The sequence below is a fragment of the Streptomyces sp. BK239 genome (assembly GCF_004217285.1).
GTDB lineage: Bacteria > Actinomycetota > Actinomycetes > Streptomycetales > Streptomycetaceae > Streptomyces.
Genome location: NZ_SHKS01000003.1, coordinates 100,781 through 120,190, shown reverse-complemented (window position 1 = coordinate 120,190; position 19,410 = coordinate 100,781). Strand labels below are relative to the sequence as shown.

The 19,410-nt window shown below is 71.8% G+C and carries 11 protein-coding genes and 1 tRNA gene; 11 read left to right on the top strand and 1 reads right to left on the bottom strand.

Going from position 1 to position 19,410, the window contains the following annotated elements; all coding sequences use genetic code 11:
* Positions 1 to 106 precede the first annotated feature (106 nt).
* Positions 107 to 2,584 (bottom strand): DEAD/DEAH box helicase, encoded by a 2,478-nt coding sequence (locus EV567_RS10445; RefSeq protein WP_165430343.1) that lies wholly within the window; start codon positions 2,582 to 2,584, stop codon positions 107 to 109.
* Positions 2,585 to 2,665: 81 nt separating this feature from the next.
* On the opposite strand from EV567_RS10445, the gene bldG reads away from it, so the two are divergent.
* From bldG to EV567_RS10390, 11 genes are all read left to right on the top strand, one after another.
* On the top strand, positions 2,666 to 3,007 hold the full coding sequence (bldG, locus tag EV567_RS10440; RefSeq protein WP_009189842.1) for an anti-sigma factor antagonist BldG: 342 nt from the start codon (positions 2,666 to 2,668) through the stop codon (positions 3,005 to 3,007).
* 115 nt (positions 3,008 to 3,122) lie between these two features.
* The gene (locus tag EV567_RS10435; protein ID WP_130438502.1) at positions 3,123 to 3,551 is read left to right on the top strand and encodes an ATP-binding protein; all 429 of its coding nucleotides are present in this window, start codon (positions 3,123 to 3,125) and stop codon (positions 3,549 to 3,551) included.
* A gap of 284 nt (positions 3,552 to 3,835) precedes the next feature.
* Positions 3,836 to 6,238: a sodium-translocating pyrophosphatase gene (locus EV567_RS10430; RefSeq protein WP_130438500.1), complete on the top strand. Its 2,403-nt coding sequence runs from the start codon at positions 3,836 to 3,838 to the stop codon at positions 6,236 to 6,238.
* A 193-nt stretch (positions 6,239 to 6,431) separates the two neighbouring features.
* Positions 6,432 to 7,034 (top strand): small secreted protein, encoded by a 603-nt coding sequence (locus EV567_RS10425; protein ID WP_130438498.1) that lies wholly within the window; start codon positions 6,432 to 6,434, stop codon positions 7,032 to 7,034.
* Positions 7,035 to 7,131: 97 nt separating this feature from the next.
* Positions 7,132 to 8,655, top strand: a complete 1,524-nt coding sequence (locus tag EV567_RS10420) for a class I SAM-dependent methyltransferase (RefSeq protein ID WP_130438496.1) — start codon at positions 7,132 to 7,134, stop codon at positions 8,653 to 8,655.
* Positions 8,656 to 8,971: 316 nt separating this feature from the next.
* On the top strand, positions 8,972 to 9,172 hold the full coding sequence (locus EV567_RS10415; RefSeq protein WP_130438494.1) for a hypothetical protein: 201 nt from the start codon (positions 8,972 to 8,974) through the stop codon (positions 9,170 to 9,172).
* 403 nt (positions 9,173 to 9,575) lie between these two features.
* The gene (topA, locus tag EV567_RS10410; protein WP_130438492.1) at positions 9,576 to 12,413 is read left to right on the top strand and encodes a type I DNA topoisomerase; all 2,838 of its coding nucleotides are present in this window, start codon (positions 9,576 to 9,578) and stop codon (positions 12,411 to 12,413) included.
* Positions 12,414 to 12,547: 134 nt separating this feature from the next.
* Entirely contained in the window at positions 12,548 to 15,856 is a 3,309-nt protein-coding gene (tmk, locus tag EV567_RS10405) for a dTMP kinase (protein ID WP_130438490.1), read from the top strand.
* Positions 15,857 to 16,247: 391 nt separating this feature from the next.
* On the top strand, positions 16,248 to 17,453 hold the full coding sequence (locus tag EV567_RS10400; protein ID WP_130438488.1) for a DNA polymerase III subunit delta': 1,206 nt from the start codon (positions 16,248 to 16,250) through the stop codon (positions 17,451 to 17,453).
* 125 nt (positions 17,454 to 17,578) lie between these two features.
* Positions 17,579 to 19,156 carry an alpha/beta hydrolase gene (locus EV567_RS10395; protein WP_130438486.1) on the top strand — a complete coding sequence of 526 codons (1,578 nt, stop codon included), beginning with the start codon at positions 17,579 to 17,581 and terminating at the stop codon, positions 19,154 to 19,156.
* Between the two features lie 96 nt (positions 19,157 to 19,252).
* Positions 19,253 to 19,326, top strand: a tRNA-Thr gene (locus EV567_RS10390).
* Positions 19,327 to 19,410: the final 84 nt, after the last annotated feature.

Below are 19,410 nucleotides of genomic sequence, written 5' to 3'. Positions count from 1 at the left end.
CATACACGCCTGAGCTCTCCGGGCCACGGCCGCACAGCCCTCCCTCACCCCGGACCAGCCGCCCACGCCGCCCACCCCGGGGCTCCCCCTCAGCCGCACGACACCCCTACCCCCCTGCCTGCTCCGCCCCCTTCTCCTCCGGCGCCCCCCGCAGCAGTTCCGTGAGCAGGCGTACCGCGCCCGCCTTGTGCAGTGGGTCGTTGCCGTTGCCGCACTTGGGGGACTGGATGCAGGACGGGCAGCCGGCCTCGCACTCGCAGGAGGCGATGGCCTGGCGGGTGGCCGTCAGCCAGGCGCGGGCCGTGTGGAAAGCGCGCTCGGCGAAGCCCGCGCCGCCGGGATGGCCGTCGTAGACGAAGACCGTGGGGAGAAGGGTGTCGGGGTGGAGCGGGATCGACACGCCGCCGATGTCCCAGCGGTCGCAGGTCGCGAAGAGGGGCAGCATGCCGATGGACGCGTGCTCGGCGGCGTGCAGGGCGCCGCCGAGGATCTCCGGGTTGATCCGGGCGGCGTCCAGCTGGTCCTCGGTGACCGTCCACCACACCGCGCGAGTGCGCAGCGTACGGGGAGGGAGGTCGAGCTTCGACTCGCCCAGCACCTCACCGGTGATGACACGCCGACGCAGGAAGGAGACCACTTGGTTGGTGACCTCGACGGAGCCGTAGCACAGGCGGCCGTCGCCCCAGGGGATCTCGACGTCCGTCTCCAGGACGGAGATCGCCGTGGTGTCGCGGGCGACCGTCGCATACGGCGGGGCGGCCTCCTCGACGAGGGCCACCGAGTCCTCCAGGTCCAGTGACCGCACCAGATAGGTACGGCCCTGGTGCAGATGGACGGCGCCCTCGTGGACGGTGGAGTGGGCGGTGCCCTCGTCGACCGTGCCGAGCAGACGGCCCGTGCCCTCCTCGACGATCTGGACGGGCCGGCCGCCCTCGCCGCGGATGTCGGTGAGGTCGGCGGCCCGCTCCCGGCGGGTCCAGTGCCAGGCCTTCGTCCGGCGGCGCAGCAGTTTCGCGGCCTCCAGCTGCGGCAGCAGCGCCTCGGTCGCTGGGCCGAACAGCTCAAGGTCGTCCTCCGTCAGGGGGATCTCCGCGGCGGCGGCGCACAGGTGGGGGGCGAGCACATAGGGGTTGTCGGGATCGAGCACGGTGGACTCCACCGGGCGGTCGAACAGCGCCTCCGGGTGGTGGACCAGGAACGTGTCCAGAGGGTCGTCGCGGGCGACGAGCACGGCCAGCGCGCCCTGTCCGGCCCGGCCCGCGCGGCCCGCCTGCTGCCACAGGGAGGCGCGGGTGCCCGGGTACCCGGCGATGAGGACGGCGTCCAGGCCGGAGACGTCGATGCCGAGTTCCAGGGCGGTGGTGGCGGCCAGTCCGAGGAGTTCACCGGAGTGCAGGGCTTGTTCCAGGGCGCGGCGTTCCTCGGGGAGGTAGCCGCCGCGGTAGGCCGCGACACGCCGGGCGAGGGAGCGGTCGACCTCGGCGAGCCGCTCCTGGGCGATCACGGAGATCAGCTCCGCGCCACGCCGGGAGCGGACGAAGGCGACCGTGCGGACGCCCTGGACGGTGAGGTCGGTGAGGAGGTCCGCGGTCTCGGCGGTGGCGGTGCGGCGGACGGGCGCGCCCTTCTCGCCCCGCATCTCGGTGAGCGGGGGCTCCCACAGGGCGAACACCAGTTCACCGCGGGGTGAGGCGTCGTCGGCCACCTCGACCACCGGGAGGCCGGTCAGGCGGCCGGCGGCGACCGCGGGTTCGGCGGCCGTGGCGGAGGCCAGCAGGAAGACGGGGGAGGCGCCGTACCGCGCGCACAGCCGGCGCAGCCGGCGCAGCACCTGGGCGACGTGGGAGCCGAACACGCCGCGGTAGGTGTGGCACTCGTCGATGACGACGTACTTGAGCGACTTCAGGAAGGAGGACCAGCGGGGGTGGGACGGGAGGATGCCGCGGTGCAGCATGTCCGGGTTGGTGAGGACGTAGTTGGCGTACTGGCGGATCCATTCGCGTTCCTCGAACGGAGTATCGCCGTCGTACACGGCCGGGCGAACCGCGTTGCCGAGCGGTTGTGAAAGTTTTTTCACCGAACGGCACTGATCGGCCGCGAGGGCCTTCGTCGGGGCCAGGTACAGGGCGGTGGCGCCGCGCCCGTTGGGGGCCTCGGAGCCGTCCAGGAGAGCCGAGAGGACCGGCACCAGGTAGGCCAGGGACTTGCCGGAAGCGGTGCCCGTCGCGACGACCACCGACTCGCCGTCCAGGGCGTGTTCGGCGGCCTGGGCCTGGTGGGCCCAGGGGTGTTCGATGCCGCACGCCTGAAGCGTCGCGATCACTTCCGAGCGAATACGGTCAGGCCAGACGGCATGACGACCCGCGCGCGGGGGCAAGTGCTCCGTATGAGTGATGCGCGACGCCCGGCTCGGTCCCGGGGCGAGCCGGTCCAGGACCGCGCCCGGCGACAGGCGGGGCGCGGGCTGTGCCGGGGGTCGATCGGATCGGTGATTCTTGGCCATCGGCACCGAGTGTGTCACTGGCGTGACGGACAATGGAGCCAAGGCGTCGTGCACGCCTGCCGGTAAGTGATTGAATGCCATCGCGGCTGGCGAACCGTCCCGGGGGCTCCTGCCGAGGTGTCCCGAGGGGCGACCGCTCGATAGCAAGGTGCTGGAGGATCCGTGGACCTGTCCCTGTCGACCCGTACCGTCGGCGATCGTACGGTCGTCGAGGTCGGTGGCGAAATCGACGTATATACCGCGCCCAAGCTGCGCGAGCAGCTGGTCGAGCTGGTGAACGACGGGAATTTCCACCTCGTCGTCGACATGGAGGGCGTGGACTTCCTCGACTCCACCGGGCTCGGCGTGCTGGTCGGCGGTCTGAAGCGTGTGCGTGCCCATGAGGGCTCGTTGCGCCTGGTGTGCAACCAGGAGCGCATTCTGAAGATCTTCCGCATCACCGGTCTCACCAAGGTGTTCCCGATCCACACCTCGGTCGATGAAGCGGTGGCGGCCACCGACTGACCAGCCGGTCCGGGGCATGCCGGCAGGCGGCCCCGGTCGGCACAGTTGAACACCGGGGGACCGGGCCTGGCAGCCCGGCCCCCCGACAGCACGCCCGTAGTTCCGAGGGGGATGCATGGCCACCGTTGAACTCCGCTTCAGTGCGCTGCCGGAGCACGTCAGGACCGCCCGACTGGTGGCGGCGGCGGTGGCGCGCAGGGCCGGAGTGGACGAGGCCGCTCTGGACGAGGTCAGGCTCGCCGTGGGCGAGGCCTGTTCCCGTGCCGTCGGACTGCATCAGAGCGGTGGCATCAGCGCGCCGGTGAAGGTGTCCCTCATCGAGGACGAGAAACAGTTCTCCATCGAGGTGGGCGACGAGGCGAGGCACGCGGTCCCCGGCGACCAGGCGGCGGGCGCGGAGGCCGAAGCCGAGGCCGAGGAGGACGAGATGGGTCTCGCGGTCATCAGCGGTCTCGTGGACGACGTCGAGGTCTCCGCCGGCGAGCACGGCGGGCTGATCCGCATGACATGGCCGGCCGCACTGCCCGCCACGCCGTTGCCCTGAGCGACCTGAGACACCCCTGATCGAAGGGCCCTACCTCGTAGGGCCCTTCGGCATGTGCGCACCCTGTCACCGGCGCTTACAGTGGACCCAAGATTCATTTCGATGGAAGTGAATCTTGCGCAATGAATCATGCCCTGAATTTCGTGAAGCAATTCACGATCATCGGCGACCGTGGACGACTGTATTCGCGCGTGAATTCCGTTTGCCGCGCACTGTTTTGATCAGGTCTCGGTACCTACAATCCGTCCACATCTTGAGCTCAGCCCAAGCGTCAAGGAGGACGAATGGCGGGGCTTTCTACCCCTCATCGGTTGGACCACCCAACCCTCGCAGCCGCAGTGCTGACCGATGGCAACCGCCTGCTCGTGGTGGTCATCGGGATCGTCGCGCTGGCCGCTCTCGTGGTCGCGGGCGTGCTGCTGCGCCAGGTGCTCGCGGCCGGCGAGGGCACCGACAGCATGAAGAAGATCGCGGCGGCGGTCCAGGAAGGCGCCAACGCCTATCTGGCCCGTCAGCTGCGCACCCTCGGTGTGTTCGCCGTCGTGGTGTTCTTCCTGCTCCTGCTGCTGCCCGCGGACGACTGGAATCAGCGCGCCGGGCGATCTGTGTTCTTCTTGATCGGCGCGGCGTTCTCGGCGGCCACCGGCTATATCGGCATGTGGCTCGCCGTTCGCAGCAATGTGCGCGTCGCGGCGGCGGCCCGGGAAGCGACCCCGGCCGCGGGAGAGCCGGAAAAGGATCTCACCGCCGTCTCCCACAAAGCGATGAAGATCGCTTTCCGTACCGGCGGCGTCGTCGGCATGTTCACGGTCGGACTCGGACTGCTCGGCGCCTCCTGCGTGGTCCTGGTGTACACGGCCGACGCGCCGAAGGTCCTGGAGGGCTTCGGCCTCGGCGCGGCACTCATCGCGATGTTCATGAGGGTCGGCGGCGGCATCTTCACCAAAGCCGCCGACGTCGGCGCCGACCTGGTCGGCAAGGTCGAACAGGGCATCCCGGAGGACGATCCGCGCAACGCCGCCACCATCGCCGACAACGTGGGCGACAACGTCGGCGACTGCGCCGGCATGGCGGCCGACCTGTTCGAGTCGTACGCCGTGACCCTGGTCGCCGCGCTCATCCTCGGTACCGCGGCCTTCGGCGACGCCGGCCTCGCCTTCCCGCTGCTCGTGCCCGCGATCGGCGTGATCACCGCGATGATCGGCATCTTCGCCGTGGCTCCGCGCCGCGCGGACCGCAGCGGCATGTCCGCGATCAACCGCGGTTTCTTCATCTCCGCGGTGATCTCGCTCGCGCTGGTCGCGGTGGCCGTCTTCGTCTACCTCCCGGGCTCCTACGGGGAGCTCGACGGAGTCACCGACCCCGCGATCCTCGGCAAGGACGGCGACCCGCGGATCCTCGCCCTCGTCGCGGTGGCCATCGGCATTCTCCTGGCCGCCGTCATCCAGCAGCTGACCGGCTACTTCACCGAAACCACCCGCCGCCCGGTCCGCGACATCGGCAAGACGTCGCTGACCGGTCCCGCCACGGTCGTCCTCGCCGGCATCTCCGTCGGCCTGGAGTCGGCCGTCTACACCGCCCTGCTCATCGGTCTCGGCGTGTACGGCGCGTTCCTGCTCGGCGGCACGTCGATCATGCTGGCGCTGTTCGCGGTGGCGCTGGCGGGGACCGGACTGCTCACCACGGTCGGCGTGATCGTGGCGATGGACACCTTCGGCCCCGTCTCCGACAACGCGCAGGGCATCGCCGAGATGTCCGGCGACGTCGAGGGCGCAGGCGCGCAGGTGCTCACCAACCTCGACGCCGTCGGCAACACCACCAAAGCCATCACCAAGGGCATCGCCATCGCCACGGCCGTCCTCGCGGCCGCCGCGCTCTTCGGGTCGTACCGTGACGCGATCACGACCGGCGCGCAGGACGTGGGCGAGAAGCTCAGCGGGGACGGCGCGCCGATGAGCCTGATGATGGACATCTCGCAGCCGAACAACCTGGTCGGCCTGATCGCGGGCGCTGCCGTCGTCTTCCTCTTCTCCGGACTTGCCATCAACGCGGTCTCGCGTTCGGCGGGCTCCGTGGTCTACGAGGTGCGGCGGCAGTTCCGCGAGAAGCCCGGGATCATGGACTACACCGAGACACCGGAGTACGGCAGGGTCGTCGACATCTGCACCAAGGACGCCCTGCGCGAGCTCGCCACGCCCGGTCTGCTCGCCGTGATGGCGCCGATCTTCATCGGGTTCACGCTCGGCGTCGGCGCGCTCGGCGCGTATCTGGCGGGCGCGATCGGCGCGGGCACGTTGATGGCGGTCTTCCTCGCCAACTCCGGCGGCGCCTGGGACAACGCCAAGAAGCTCGTCGAGGACGGGCATCACGGCGGCAAGGGCAGCGAGGCGCACGCGGCCACCGTGATCGGCGACACCGTCGGCGACCCCTTCAAGGACACCGCCGGCCCCGCGATCAACCCTCTGCTGAAGGTCATGAACCTGGTGGCGCTGCTCATCGCGCCCGCGGTGATCAAGTTCAGCTACGGCGACGACGCGAACGTCGGCGTGCGGATCACGGTCGCGCTCCTCGCGCTTCTCGTGATCGTCGGCGCCGTGTACGTCTCCAAGCGGCGCGGTATCGCCGTGGGTGACGAAGACAACGCCGAGCGCTCGTCCAAGTCGGCCGACCCGGCGGTGGTTTCTTAGCAACCGTCACGTTTCCCGGCTCAAGAGGCGGGCAGACGGCGCGTGTTGACGCGCCGTCTGCCCGTTTCGACGTGCCTGTGCACGGCTGGTGAGGCTTCTCTCGCCCGGTGTGAATGGACTCATCGGTCCATATAACGGACATTCGTTCTGGGGTAGGCACCCGGTTGGCGTGTATGTTCCGGGGCCGAGAGTCATGGAAGGGGCCGAACCGGTGAACAAGAAGCTCGGGGCCGCACTGTCCGGCGGTGCGGTACTGGTACTGGCGCTGTCCGCGTGCAGCGGCGGCGGCGACGACGGCAACAAGGAGCTCGACGCCTGGGCCAAGCAGGTCTGCGACGCGCTGCCCGCCCAGGACGCCAAGGTCGACGCGGCCAACGACGCGATCAAGAAGGCCGCCACCGACGACAACGCCCCGGTGAACGTCCAGAAGACCGACTCCAAGGCCTTCCAGGACATGTCCGACGCCTACAAGGCGCTCGGGCAGGCGGTCCAGCAGGCGGGTCCGCCGCCCGGCGTCGACGGCGGTCAGAAGAAGCAGCAGGACGCCGTGACGGCCCTCAACGGCCTGTCCACCTCGTACGCCGGCCTCAAGAAGCAGGTCGACGGCCTCGACACCAAGGACCAGGCGAAGTTCGCCGACGGCCTTCAGGACATCGCCACCCGGCTCGGCAAGCTCAGCCAGAGCGGGAACGCCGCGCTGAAGAACCTCGAGCAGGGCGACGTGAAGAGCGCCATGGCCCAGCAGCCGAGCTGCCAGAAGGTGGCGTCCTCCTCGTCCCGCGCCACGACCAGCTGACGCGCCGCCCTCTCGCCCGCCCGAGGGGGCCTGACGACGCGGTGCGGGTCGCGTGGGCCGCACCGCCTACGGGCGGCGGGCGGGACACAATGGGGGCGTGAGTGAAGCCACCCTGCCCCCGCTGCCCTCCGCCGAGCGCCCCGACGTCGCCGCCCGGCTGCGTGAGGCCCTGCTCGCGGCCTCTTTCACCGCCGACGGGCTGCTCGAACTGCTCGGCGCCCCCGCGTACGCGGCGCTGGCCCGAAGCGAGACGGTGCCCGCGCTGCGCGCCACCCGCGGCGACACGCCCCTGGAAACGCTCGTCCGCCTGTTCCTGCTCCAGCAGCCCGTGCCCCACGCGCGCGTGGAGGACGTCCTGCCCGTCCACGCGTGCGTGGAGAGCGGCTGGCTGACGCGGGCGGGCGGGGCCGACGGCGATGTCGCCGCGACCGTGGACGTACGGCCCTACGGCGGGTCCGACGGCGAGGACTGGTTCATCGTGTCCGACCTCGGGTGCGCGGTCGGCGGGGCCGGCGGCATCGGCAACCGCGACGAGGGCGTCGTCCTCGGCGTCGGCGGGGCGTCCACGACCCTCGCCGGGATCACCGTCCGCACGCCCGTCGCCTCCGCCCTCGACCTCGGCACCGGCTCCGGCATCCAGGCACTGCACGCCGCCCAGCACGCCACACGCGTGACGGCGACCGACCTCAACCCGCGCGCGCTGCACATCACCGCGCTCACCCTCGCCCTGTCCGGCGTGCCGGCGGCCGACCTGCGGGAGGGCTCGCTGTTCGAGCCGGTCCGGGACGACGAGACGTTCGACCTCATCGTGTCCAACCCGCCCTTCGTCATCTCGCCGGGCGCGCGGCTGACGTACCGCGACGGCGGGATGGGCGGGGACGATCTGTGCCGCTCGCTCGTTCAGCAGGCGGGGGAACGGCTGAACGTGGGCGGGTTCGCGCAGTTCCTCGCCAACTGGCAGCACGAGGAAGGGGAGGACTGGCAGGACAGGATCAGGTCGTGGGTGCCGCGCGGCTGCGACGCGTGGATCGTGCAGCGCGAGGTGCAGGACGTCACGCAGTACGCCGAGCTGTGGCTCAGGGACGCCGGTGACCACCGGGGCGACCCGCAGGAGTACCAGGCGCGCTACGACGCCTGGCTGGACGAGTTCGAGGCGCGCAAGGTGAAGGCCGTCGGCTTCGGCTGGATCACCCTGCGCAGGACGGCGTCCGCCGAGCCCGTCATCACCGTCGAGGAGTGGCCGCACCCGGTCGAGCAGCCCCTCGGCGACACCGTCCGGGCCCACTTCGACCGCGTCGACTATCTGCGCGAGCACGACGACGCCTCGCTGCTCGCCGGGCACTTCAAGCTGGCCCCGGAGGTCATGCAGGAGCAGGTCGGACTGCCCGGCGCCGAGGATCCGGAGCACGTCGTGCTGCGGCAGAACCGGGGGATGCGCCGGGCCACCAAGGTGGACACCGTCGGCGCGGGCTTCGCGGGCGTGTGCGACGGCTCGCTCAGCGCGGGCCGCATCCTGGACGCGATCGCCCAGCTCGTCGGCGAGGACCCGGTGCTGCTGCGAGACCGCACCCCCGCGCAGATCCGGCTGCTGGTGGAACAGGGATTCCTGGAGCCCGCCTGACGTCTCCGCCCCACCCGTGAACGCCGGACGCCGCCCACGCGCCAGGCGATCGGAATCGTTCAGACGCCCGCCCGAAATCGGCTGCCGGAACGGAACCGAACAGCCGATCAAGGGCGGCGGCGACAATTTCGAGTCGGTTCCGACACGCGGCGGAGCCCTCGTCGCGGAGATCACGCGCCCGCCCCGCGACCCCGACGGCCCCGCCGCCCCCACCCGTCGGCCCGGTGTTCACCTCGGGTTCGCTCCGGCGCCGCCCGCGCGTGTCAGTCTCCCGGCAAGGGGCCACGCGCGGGTGGGAGAAGAGGGGGCGCTGACGATGACGGAGAGCGGACCGGCGATCTTCACGGGGGCGGTGTTCGCCCTGTTCGGCGGCTGTCTGCTGGCCTGGACGGCGGTCCGCGTACGGCAGCGGCAACCCGTGGCGCAGGGTGTGAACCCGGTCGCATCGGCCGCCCTCGCCACCACCGTCGCGGTGATCGCGCTGACCGCCGGGGCATGGTGCTTCAGTCGTCTTTGACGCACCATGGAAGGCCCTGTGGAAGCCGGTGCGGGCATCACGCGGGAGCGGCTCCACGGACAATTGAGAGATCGCCCTCCGGTCCGGCGGAAAAGTGCCGGTCGGCACTCCGGGCGGCAGGAATGGCGGTAGTCGGGTTACCGTTCGAGTGGCCGTTGCGGGCTTTTCCCGTTTGACACGGGGGCGGGATGTACCGTCACACTCCGCAGCGTCACCAGCGAAGCGAGCCGAAGAGACGCGACGGTGTCCGGACGGCGAACGCGGAGAGGGCCCGAGGGCCGCTCGCGGTCGCCGCCTCGACGCCGGCTGTAGCGTCCGGAGGCGAGCTAGCCACGAAAGGGTGGCCCCGACCCCGGGAGCAAGGCCTGGGGAGGCCCAGCGTCGACCGGAGAGAAGAGCCAAGTTGTCCCCGACCAGCGAGACCGCGAAGGGCGGCCGCCGACTCGTCATCGTCGAGTCGCCTGCCAAGGCGAAGACGATCAAGGGCTATCTCGGCCCTGGATACGTTGTCGAGGCGAGCGTCGGGCACATCCGCGACCTCCCCAACGGCGCCGCGGAGGTGCCGGAGAAGTACACCGGCGAGGTCCGCCGCCTCGGTGTGGACGTCGAACACGACTTCCAGCCGATCTATGTGATCAACGCCGACAAGAGAGCACAGGTCAAGAAGCTCAAGGACCTGCTGAAGGAATCCGACGAGCTCTTCCTCGCCACCGATGAGGACCGCGAGGGCGAGGCCATCGCCTGGCACCTGCAAGAGGTCCTCAAGCCGACGATCCCCGTCAAGCGGATGGTCTTCCACGAGATCACCAAGGACGCGATCCGCGAGGCCGTCGCCAACCCGCGCGACCTCAACCAGAAGCTCGTCGACGCCCAGGAGACCCGCCGCATCCTCGACCGCCTCTACGGCTACGAGGTCTCGCCGGTCCTGTGGAAGAAGGTCATGCCGCGCCTGTCGGCCGGCCGGGTCCAGTCGGTCGCCACACGACTCGTCGTCGAGCGGGAACGCGATCGCATCGCCTTTCGTTCCGCTGAGTACTGGGACCTGACGGGCACCTTCGCGACCGGCCGCGCGGGCGATCCGTCGGACCCGTCGTCGCTGGTCGCCCGCCTGCAGACCGTCGACGGCAGGCGGGTCGCGCAGGGCCGCGACTTCGACTCCCTGGGACAACTCAAGAGCGCCAACACCCTCCATCTCGACGAGGCGAACGCCCGCGCCCTCGCCGCCGCCCTGGAGAGCACCAGCTTCTCCGTGCGGTCCGTCGAGTCCAAGCCCTACCGCCGCTCGCCGTACGCCCCCTTCCGTACGACGACGCTGCAGCAGGAGGCGAGCCGCAAGCTCGGCTTCGGCGCGAAGGCCACCATGCAGGTCGCGCAGAAGCTGTACGAGAACGGCTACATCACGTACATGCGTACGGACTCCACGACGCTGAGCGACACCGCCGTGGCGGCCGCCCGCGCCCAGGTCACGCAGCTGTACGGCGCCGACTACCTCCCGGCGCAGCCCCGGACGTACGCCGGCAAGGTCAAGAACGCGCAGGAGGCGCACGAGGCGATCCGCCCGTCGGGCGACCGTTTCCGCACCCCCGCCGAGACGGGCCTGACCGGCGACCAGTTCAAGCTCTACGAGCTGATCTGGAAGCGGACCGTCGCCTCCCAGATGAAGGACGCCACCGGCAACAGCGTCACCGTGAAGATCGGCGGCACGGCGGCCGACGGCCGGGACGTCGAGTTCAGCGCCTCCGGCAAGACGATCACGTTCCACGGCTTCCTGAAGGCGTACGTCGAGGGCGCCGACGACCCGAACGCGGAGCTGGACGACCGCGAGCGCCGGCTGCCCCAGGTCGGCGAGGGCGACGCCCTCAGCGCCGAGGAGATCACGGTCGACGGGCACGCCACCAAGCCCCCGGCCCGCTACACCGAGGCCAGTCTGGTCAAGGAGCTCGAAGAGCGGGAGATCGGCCGCCCGTCGACGTACGCGTCGATCATCGGCACGATCCTCGACCGCGGATACGTGTTCAAGAAGGGCACGGCCCTCGTGCCGTCCTTCCTGTCCTTCGCCGTGGTCAACCTCCTGGAGAAGCACTTCGGGCGGCTCGTCGACTACGACTTCACCGCCAAGATGGAGGACGACCTCGACCGCATCGCGCGCGGTGAGGCGCGTGCCGTGCCGTGGCTGAAGCGGTTCTACTTCGGCGAGGGCACCGTCGAGGGCGTGGCCGCCGACGCCGGCAACGGCGACGGGGACCACCTCGGCGGCCTCAAGGAGCTGGTGACCGACCTGGGCGCGATCGACGCGCGCGAGGTGTCGTCCTTCCCCGTGGGCAACGACATCGTGCTGCGGGTCGGCCGCTACGGCCCCTACATCGAGCGCGGCGAACGCGACTCGGAGAACCACCAGCGGGCGGACGTCCCCGAGGATTTGGCACCCGACGAACTGTCCGTCGAGCTGGCGGAGGAACTGCTCGCCAAGCCGAGCGGTGACTTCGAGCTGGGCGCCGACCCCCAGACCGGCCACCAGATCATCGCCAAGGACGGCCGCTACGGTCCGTACGTCACCGAGGTGCTCCCCGAGGGCACCCCGAAGACCGGGAAGAACGCCGTCAAGCCGCGCACGGCGTCCCTGTTCAAGACGATGTCCCTGGACACGGTGACGCTGGAGGACGCGCTCAAGCTGATGTCCCTGCCGCGTGTCGTCGGCGCCGACGCCGAGGGCCAGGAGATCACCGCGCAGAACGGCCGCTACGGCCCCTACCTGAAGAAGGGGACGGACTCGCGTTCGCTGCAGTCCGAGGAGCAGCTCTTCACGATCACCCTCGAAGAGGCGCTGGAGATCTACTCCCAGCCCAAGCAGCGGGGGCGGGCAGCCGCCAAGCCGCCGCTGAAGGAGCTCGGCGAGGACCCGGTGAGCGCGAAGCCGGTCGTCGTCAAGGACGGTCGCTTCGGGCCGTACGTCACCGACGGGGAGACCAACGCGACCCTGCGCTCCGGCGACAGCGTCGAGACGATCACCCCGGAGCGCGGCTTCGAGCTGCTCGCCGAGAAGCGTGCCAAGGGGCCCGCCAAGAAGACGGCGAAGAAGGCCACGGCGAAGAAGACGACCGCCAAGAAGGCCGCACCGGCCAAGAAGACGGCCGCCAAGAAGACCGCGGCCAAGACGACCACCGCGAAGAAGACGACGGCGAAGAAGACCGCGACGGCCGCCAAGAAGACGACGGCGGCCAAGGCGGCCTCGGAGGACTGATCCGCCCTTCCCCGAAGCGCCTGACGCACACCCGGCTTCACGGGATGCACACCCCGGCATCACATCGGTGTCGGGGTGTGCGTACGTGTGGATGGCTCCACCGGCCTGTCAGTCGCTCCCGATAGGCTGAACGCATGACGCGAGCCGAGCAGCCAACGGCCCCCCACCCGGCGCAGGACGAGGCCCTGGTGGCGGATTCCCGCGAGCGCGCCGTCCGCGCTCTGTTGCGCCAGCCTCAGTTGAAGCGCTTGTGGAGCGCGCAGTTGGTGAGCGGCGTCGGTGACGCCCTCGCCCTCCTGGTCCTCGTCCTCCTCGCCCTCCAGGCGGCCGTCGCCGAGGGCTCCTTCGGGGGCGGCTACCGGGGCGTGGCGTTCGCGGTGGCGACGGTCTTCGGGGTGCGCATCCTCGCCACCCTCCTCTTCGGCGCGGTCCTCCTGGGCCCGCTGACCTCCCTGACCTCACCGGACGGTCCGCTCGACCGCCGCTGGACCATGGTCGGCGCGGACGGCCTGCGCGCCGTCCTGCTCCTGGTGGCGCCCCTGTGGATCGACTGGGTGCCGGACGACGCCCTGGCGCTGCTGCTCGTCACCGTGTTCCTGACCGGTGTCGCCGAGCGGTTCTGGACGGTCGCCCGCGAGAGCGCCGCCCCCGCGCTGCTGCCCGCCCCGCCCCTGGAGGGCGCGGCGGTACGGCCGTTGCCGGACCACATGGACGCGCTGCGCCGGCTGTCGCTGCGGACCACCTTCATGGCGGTCCCGCTGGGCGCGATCGCCCTGCTCGTGGCATCCCTGGTCAACAACCTGCTGGGCGCCGGGATCGACTGGTTCGACCAGCACCAGGCGGCCCTCGCCTCGTATGTCGCGGGCGGTCTGTTCGCGGGTTCCCTGTCCGTCGTGGTCTTCCTGGAGCTGCCCGGCACGCGCACACCGCGCGCGCGGTCGCCCCTCGAAGGGCTGCGCCGTCCGCGGACGGCCACCGGCGCCGACGCGGGCCGCACCGGCTCCATCCCGCTGCTGATCCTCGCCTGCGCGGCCGTGGCCGGGGCGATCGCGGCCGCCGTCGCCGTGGCGGTCCTGCACGCCAAGGACCTGGGCGGCGGCCCGGTGCTCTACGGCCTGTTCGTCCTCGCGCTGACCGGAGGGGTCGCCCTCGGCATCCGTACGGCGCAGAAGGTGCTGGCGTCGCTGTCGCGGCGGCGGCTGCTCGCGCTGGCGATCGCCTTCACCGGCGTGGCGCTGCTCGCGGCAGGCCTGGTCCCGGACGTCACCAGCGTGCTGCTGATCGACGTCCTGGCCGGCGTCGGCGCGGGCGTCGCGGCCAACATCGGGCACGCGCTGCTCGACCAGGAGACCGAGGAGCACCGGCGCACGCGCACGACGGAACACCTGCACGCCGTCGTGCGGGTCGTCGTCGCGCTGGGCGCGCTGATCGCCCCCGTGGTGGCCGCGCTGATCGGGCCGCACCGCCTGGAGAACGGCAGGTTCGTCTTCGCGCACGGCGGGGCCGCGTTCACGTTGATGCTGGTGGGCGCGCTGCTGCTGCCGGTGGCCGCGCTCGTCCTGGCCAAGATCGACGACCGCTCCGGTGTTCCCCTGCGGCACGACCTGCGCGACGCGCTGCTCGGCGGCGACGACCCGGTGCAGGCGCCGGCCGCGAACGGTTTCTTCATCGCCCTGGAGGGCGGCGACGGCGCGGGCAAGTCCACGCAGGCCGAGGCGCTCGCCGAATGGATCAGGGGCAAGGGCCACGAGGTCGTCCTCACGCGCGAGCCGGGGGCCACGCCCGTCGGCAAGCGGCTGCGGTCGATCCTGCTCGACGTGTCGAGCGCGGGCCTGTCCCACCGCGCGGAGGCGCTGCTGTACGCGGCCGACCGCGCGGAGCACGTCGACACCGTCGTACGGCCCGCCCTGGAGCGCGGCGCTGTGGTGATCACCGACCGGTACATCGATTCGTCCGTCGCCTATCAGGGCGCCGGCCGCGACCTCTCCCCGACCGAGATCGCCCGGATCTCCCGGTGGGCGACCGACGGGCTGGTGCCGCATCTGACGGTCCTGCTGGACGTCTCGCCGGAGACCGCCCGCGAGCGTTTCACCGAGGCCCCGGACCGGCTGGAGTCGGAGCCCGCGGAGTTCCACACGCGTGTGCGCTCCGGTTTCCTCACGCTGGCCGCCGCCGACCCCGGCCGCTACCTCGTCGTCGACGCCGGTCAGGAACCGGACGCCGTCACCTCGGTCGTCAGGGCCCGGCTGGACCGGATGCTGCCGCTGTCCGAGGCCGAGATCAAGGCCCAGGAGGAGGCGCGGAAGAAGGCCGAGGAGGAGGCGCGCAGGAAGGCCGAGGAAGAGGCCGCCCGCAAGGCCGAGGAGGAGCGCCTGGAGCGTGAGCGCCAGGAGCAGCTGGCCCGGCTGCGTGCCGAGGAGGAGGAGCGCAAGCGCCGCGAGCTGGAAGAGGCCCAGCGGCGCGAGGCCGAGCGACAGGCCGAGGAGGCCCGGCAGCGGGCCGAGGAGGCGGCCCGGCGCGCGGAGGAGGAGCGCGTGCGGCTGCTCGCCGAGGAGAAGGCGCGCGTCGAGGAGGAGGCCCGCCGCAAGGCGGAGGAGGAGCGCCGCCGCAGGGAGGCCGAGGAAGAGGCCCGACTGCGTGCCGAGGCCGAGGCACTGCGTCTGGAGAAGCAGCGCAAGGCCGAGGACGCGCTGCTGCGGGCGGAGCAGGCCCGGCGGGCCGCCGAGCAGGCCGCCGCGGCGGCGCAGGCCGGCCCGAAGAAGCCGGCCGCGCCCCCGGCGACCGCCCCTTCCACCACCTCCTCGTTCGGGGCGGCCGGGGTCGGCCCGGAGGCGGCGACCGTGCCGACGCCGGTGGTCACGCCGACGAACGCTTCGGGCGGGCCGGTGGACGAGACGGCGGTGCTGCCTCGGGTGCGGATGGACAAGGACCCCGAGCCGGGCGCCGATGCGGCTCCCGCGCGGAAGCCGTCCGGGGCGTCTTCGGGAAGGTCCAGGCGTTCGCCGCAGTCGCCGAGGACCGCTGAGGCGACGTCCGACGCCGAGGTGACGACCGAGCTGCCGCAGCCGTCGCGGGCCGCGGGCGCGTCCGACGAGACGGCCAAGCTTCCTCCGGTGCGGGACGCGGACGCCGCCGAGACGGCCGTACTCCCGCCCGTGCGCGGGGAGGGCCCCGCGGACCGGGTGCCGCCGGGGTACTTCCGCGACGAGCGCCCGGGCGCCGGGCCGGACGGCTCCGAGGACCGCACGCGCGAGCTGCCGCAGCTCGACGAACAGGGCGCACCGCGCCGGCGTCAGCGGTCCGACTGGGCCGAGGAGACCCCGCTGGACGACCTGCCGTCGCTGGCGGACGAACTGCTGGGCCCGCACCAGGACGACGAGTCAGGCGACGACCAGCGCGGAGACGGCGCCGGCGGTGGCCGCGGGCGCGGACGTCGACGGTGAGGCTTCGCCGGTAGGGGGCTGCGGGGCGCGGACGTCGGAGTGAGGCGGGGGCTGGAGCCGAGGTTCGGGTGGCCGGGCGGCCCGGTGGCTCTGGCCGGCCCGGGTCGGTCCGGCTCGGGTACGGGACTGCCGCGGCAGGGGCCGGGCACCGCCCGTGCCGCGTCCGCGGTAGCACCCCGTCGCCAGCGGCACGCGATGTGAGTGGTCCCGATGTCAGTGGCCCCGATTGCCAGTCCGGCCCCGGATGTCAGTGGTCCCGATGGCGGTCCGGCCCCCGATGTCAGTGGCTCCCCGCACAATGGAAGCCGCGACGTGGGACGTGGTCCGCGGCGCGTGAGGCAGCCCGCGGCGTACCGGCGATGCGGGCCTGGACGAAAGGGCGGCGGGAGCCATGGCCGTGTGGGACGACCTCGTCGGGCAGGAGAAGGTGAGCGAACAGCTCGCCGCCGCCGCCCGGGACGCCGACGCGTTCGTCACCGCGGCCGCCACCGGCGCGCCGCCGCCCGAGGCGTCCAAGATGACGCACGCCTGGCTGTTCACCGGACCGCCCGGAGCGGGCCGGACCCAGACGGCCCGTGCGTTCGCCGCGGCGCTGCAGTGCGTGAGCCCCGACCGGGCGCTCGGCGGGGCGCCGGGCTGCGGCTTCTGCGACGGGTGCCATACGGCGCTCATCGGCACGCACGCGGACGTCACGACCGTCGCCGCCGTGGGCTCGCAGATCCTCGCGGAGGACATGCGCGACACGGTCCGCAAGTCGTTCACCTCGCCGGCGAACGGCCGATGGCAGGTGATCCTCGTCGAGGACGCCGAGCGGCTCAACGAGAAGTCCGCCAACGCAGTTCTCAAGGCGGTCGAGGAACCCGCGTCCCGCACGGTGTGGCTGCTCTGCGCCCCCTCCCTCGAGGACGTGCTGCCCACCATCCGCTCCCGCTGCCGGCACCTGAACCTGCGCACGCCCTCGGTCGACGCCGTGGCCGACATGCTCGTACGGCGAGAGGGCATCGATCCCGCCGTGGCCGCGTCGGCCGCCCGTGCCACACAGGGGCACGTGGACCGGGCCCGCCGCCTGGCCACCGACCCGGCCGCCCGTGAACGCCGCGCCACCGTGCTCAAGCTGCCGTTGCGCGTCGAGGACGTCGGCGGCTGCCTCAGGGCCGCGCAGGAACTCGTCGACGCGGCCACCGAGGACGCCAGACAACTCGCCGAGGAGCGGGACGCCAAGGAGACGGAGGAGCTGAAGGCGGCGCTGGGCGCGGTCCAGGGCGGCCGGATGCCGCGCGGCACGGCGGGGGTGATGAAGGACCTGGAGGACAAGCAGAAGCGCCGCAGAACGCGGACGCAGCGAGACAGCCTCGACCTCGCGCTGACCGATCTCACCTCCTTCTACCGTGACGTCCTCGCGCTCCAGCTCGGCTCGCGCATCGCCCTCGCCAACGCGGACGCCGAGGACGCTCTCGAACGGCTCGCCCGCGGCAGCGCCCCCGAGTCCACACTCCGGCGCATCGAGGCCATCGCTGCGTGCAGGGACGCCCTCGACCGCAATGTGGCTCCGCTGCTGGCGGTGGAGGCGATGACGATGGCGCTGAGAGCGGGTTGAGACCTATCGGCGGGGGGACGCCGCACGAGGCCGGCGAGACGGAGCGCCGGTTGACGCCGTCACTCGTCCGTGGCGCTTCCCGTACGGAATGACGTCGCTCGATCGCACAGGGTTACTCTCGCTGGATGCACACCAGGCGCTCCCGCTCCCCCCGAAGGTCCCGTATCGGCGTCGCGCTGGTCTCCCTCGCCGCGCTGCTCGTCCCCGCCTGCTCGTCAGGAGGGGCGGCGGGTTCAGCGAGCCCGGCCGTGGCGCAGGCGGCACTGGCCGCGCTGCCGCAGGCCACGCCGTCGGCGCTCGCGCCGTACTACGGGCAGAGGCCGGCCTGGCGGGACTGCGGCGTCCCCGGCTTCCAGTGCGCCACCCTGAAAGCGCCCCTCGACTACGCGCGTCCCGGCGAGGGCGACATCCGTCTCGCCGTCGCCCGCAAGAAGGCGACGGGCCCGGGGAAGCGGCTCGGTTCACTGCTCGTGAACCCGGGCGGACCGGGCGGCTCGGCGGTCGGCTACCTCCAGCAGTACGCGGGGATCGCCTACCCGGCCGGCGTCCGCGCCCGCTACGACATGGTCGCCGTCGACCCGAGGGGCGTGGCCCGCAGCGAGCCGGTGCGCTGCCTCGACGGACGCGACATGGACGCGTACACGCAGACGGACGTCACCCCCGACGACCAGCGGGAGAGGGACCGACTCGTCGGCGCCTACAAGAAGTTCGCCGAGGGGTGTGGCTCTCGGTCGGCCCGGCTGCTCAGGCACGTCTCCACCGTGGAGACGGCCCGCGACATGGACATCCTGCGCGCGGCCCTGGGGGACCGGAAGCTGACGTATGTGGGGGCGTCGTACGGCACGTTCCTCGGGGCGACGTACGCGGGGCTGTTCCCGGACCGGGTCGGACGGCTCGTCCTGGACGGGGCGATGGACCCGTCGCTGCCCGCCCGCCGGCTGAACCTGGATCAGACGGCCGGCTTCGAGACGGCGTTCCGCTCGTTCGCGAAGGACTGCGTGCGCCGGCCGCGCTGTCCGCTGGGCGCCCGGGCGGACGAGGTCGGGCCGAACCTCGGGGCCTTCTTCAAGAAGCTCGACGCGCGGCCCATGCCCACGGGGGACCCGGGCGGCCGCCGGCTCGGTGAGTCGCTGGCAACCATCGGCGTGATCGCCGCGATGTACGACGAAAGCACATGGGAAAGGCTGCGGGACGCGCTGACCACGGCGATCGACGACGGCGACGGCGCGGGGCTGCTCGCCCTCGCGGACAGCTACTACGAGCGGGACGGCGACGGCCGGTACGCCAACCTGATGGCCGCCAACGCGGCGGTGAACTGCCTGGACCTGCCGTCCGCGTTCGACGGCCCCGACCAGGTGCGCAAGGCGCTGCCCGCCTTCCGCAAGGCGTCCCCCGTCTTCGGCGAGGGCCTCGCCTGGGCCTCTCTGAACTGCGCGTACTGGCCCGTCGCGCCGACGGGCGAGCCGCGCCGCATCGAGGCGAAGGGTGCGGCCCCGATCGTGGTCGTCGGCACCACCCGCGACCCGGCGACCCCCTACCGCTGGGCCCGCGCCCTGGCCGGCCAGCTCTCCTCGGCCCGCCTCCTCACCTACGACGGCGACGGCCACACGGCATACGGGAGAGGCAGCGCCTGCGTCGACTCCACGATCAACGCGTATCTGCTTCGCGGCACGGTCCCGCCGAAGGGAAAGCGCTGCTCATAGCCCCTGCGACCACCCCCTCCGGGGGTGGTGCGGACCACCCTCGGAAACTGTGTAGACTTACCGACGTTGCTGATCGCACCATGGTGCGGACAGCGCGCCGCCTTAGCTCAGATGGCCAGAGCAACGCACTCGTAATGCGTAGGTCTCGGGTTCGAATCCCGAAGGCGGCTCTTTCTAAGCCCAGCCCAGACAGTGTCTGAGCTGGGCTTTCTCGTTCAGCGGATGCGGCGACGGCGCTGCGCGCGGGCGACGCG

Excerpts from the sequence above, each read along its gene's own strand:
- tmk (WP_130438490.1), top strand. The coding sequence starts at position 12,548 with ATGACGCGAGCCGAGCAGCCAACGGCCCCCCACCCGGCGCAGGACGAG.
- EV567_RS10445 (WP_165430343.1), bottom strand. The coding sequence starts at position 2,584 with ATGGCATTCAATCACTTACCGGCAGGCGTGCACGACGCCTTGGCTCCA.
- EV567_RS10435 (WP_130438502.1), top strand. The coding sequence starts at position 3,123 with ATGGCCACCGTTGAACTCCGCTTCAGTGCGCTGCCGGAGCACGTCAGG.
- EV567_RS10395 (WP_130438486.1), top strand. The coding sequence starts at position 17,579 with ATGCACACCAGGCGCTCCCGCTCCCCCCGAAGGTCCCGTATCGGCGTC.
- EV567_RS10400 (WP_130438488.1), top strand. The coding sequence starts at position 16,248 with ATGGCCGTGTGGGACGACCTCGTCGGGCAGGAGAAGGTGAGCGAACAG.
- EV567_RS10425 (WP_130438498.1), top strand. The coding sequence starts at position 6,432 with ATGGAAGGGGCCGAACCGGTGAACAAGAAGCTCGGGGCCGCACTGTCC.
- EV567_RS10415 (WP_130438494.1), top strand. The coding sequence starts at position 8,972 with ATGACGGAGAGCGGACCGGCGATCTTCACGGGGGCGGTGTTCGCCCTG.
- EV567_RS10430 (WP_130438500.1), top strand. The coding sequence starts at position 3,836 with ATGGCGGGGCTTTCTACCCCTCATCGGTTGGACCACCCAACCCTCGCA.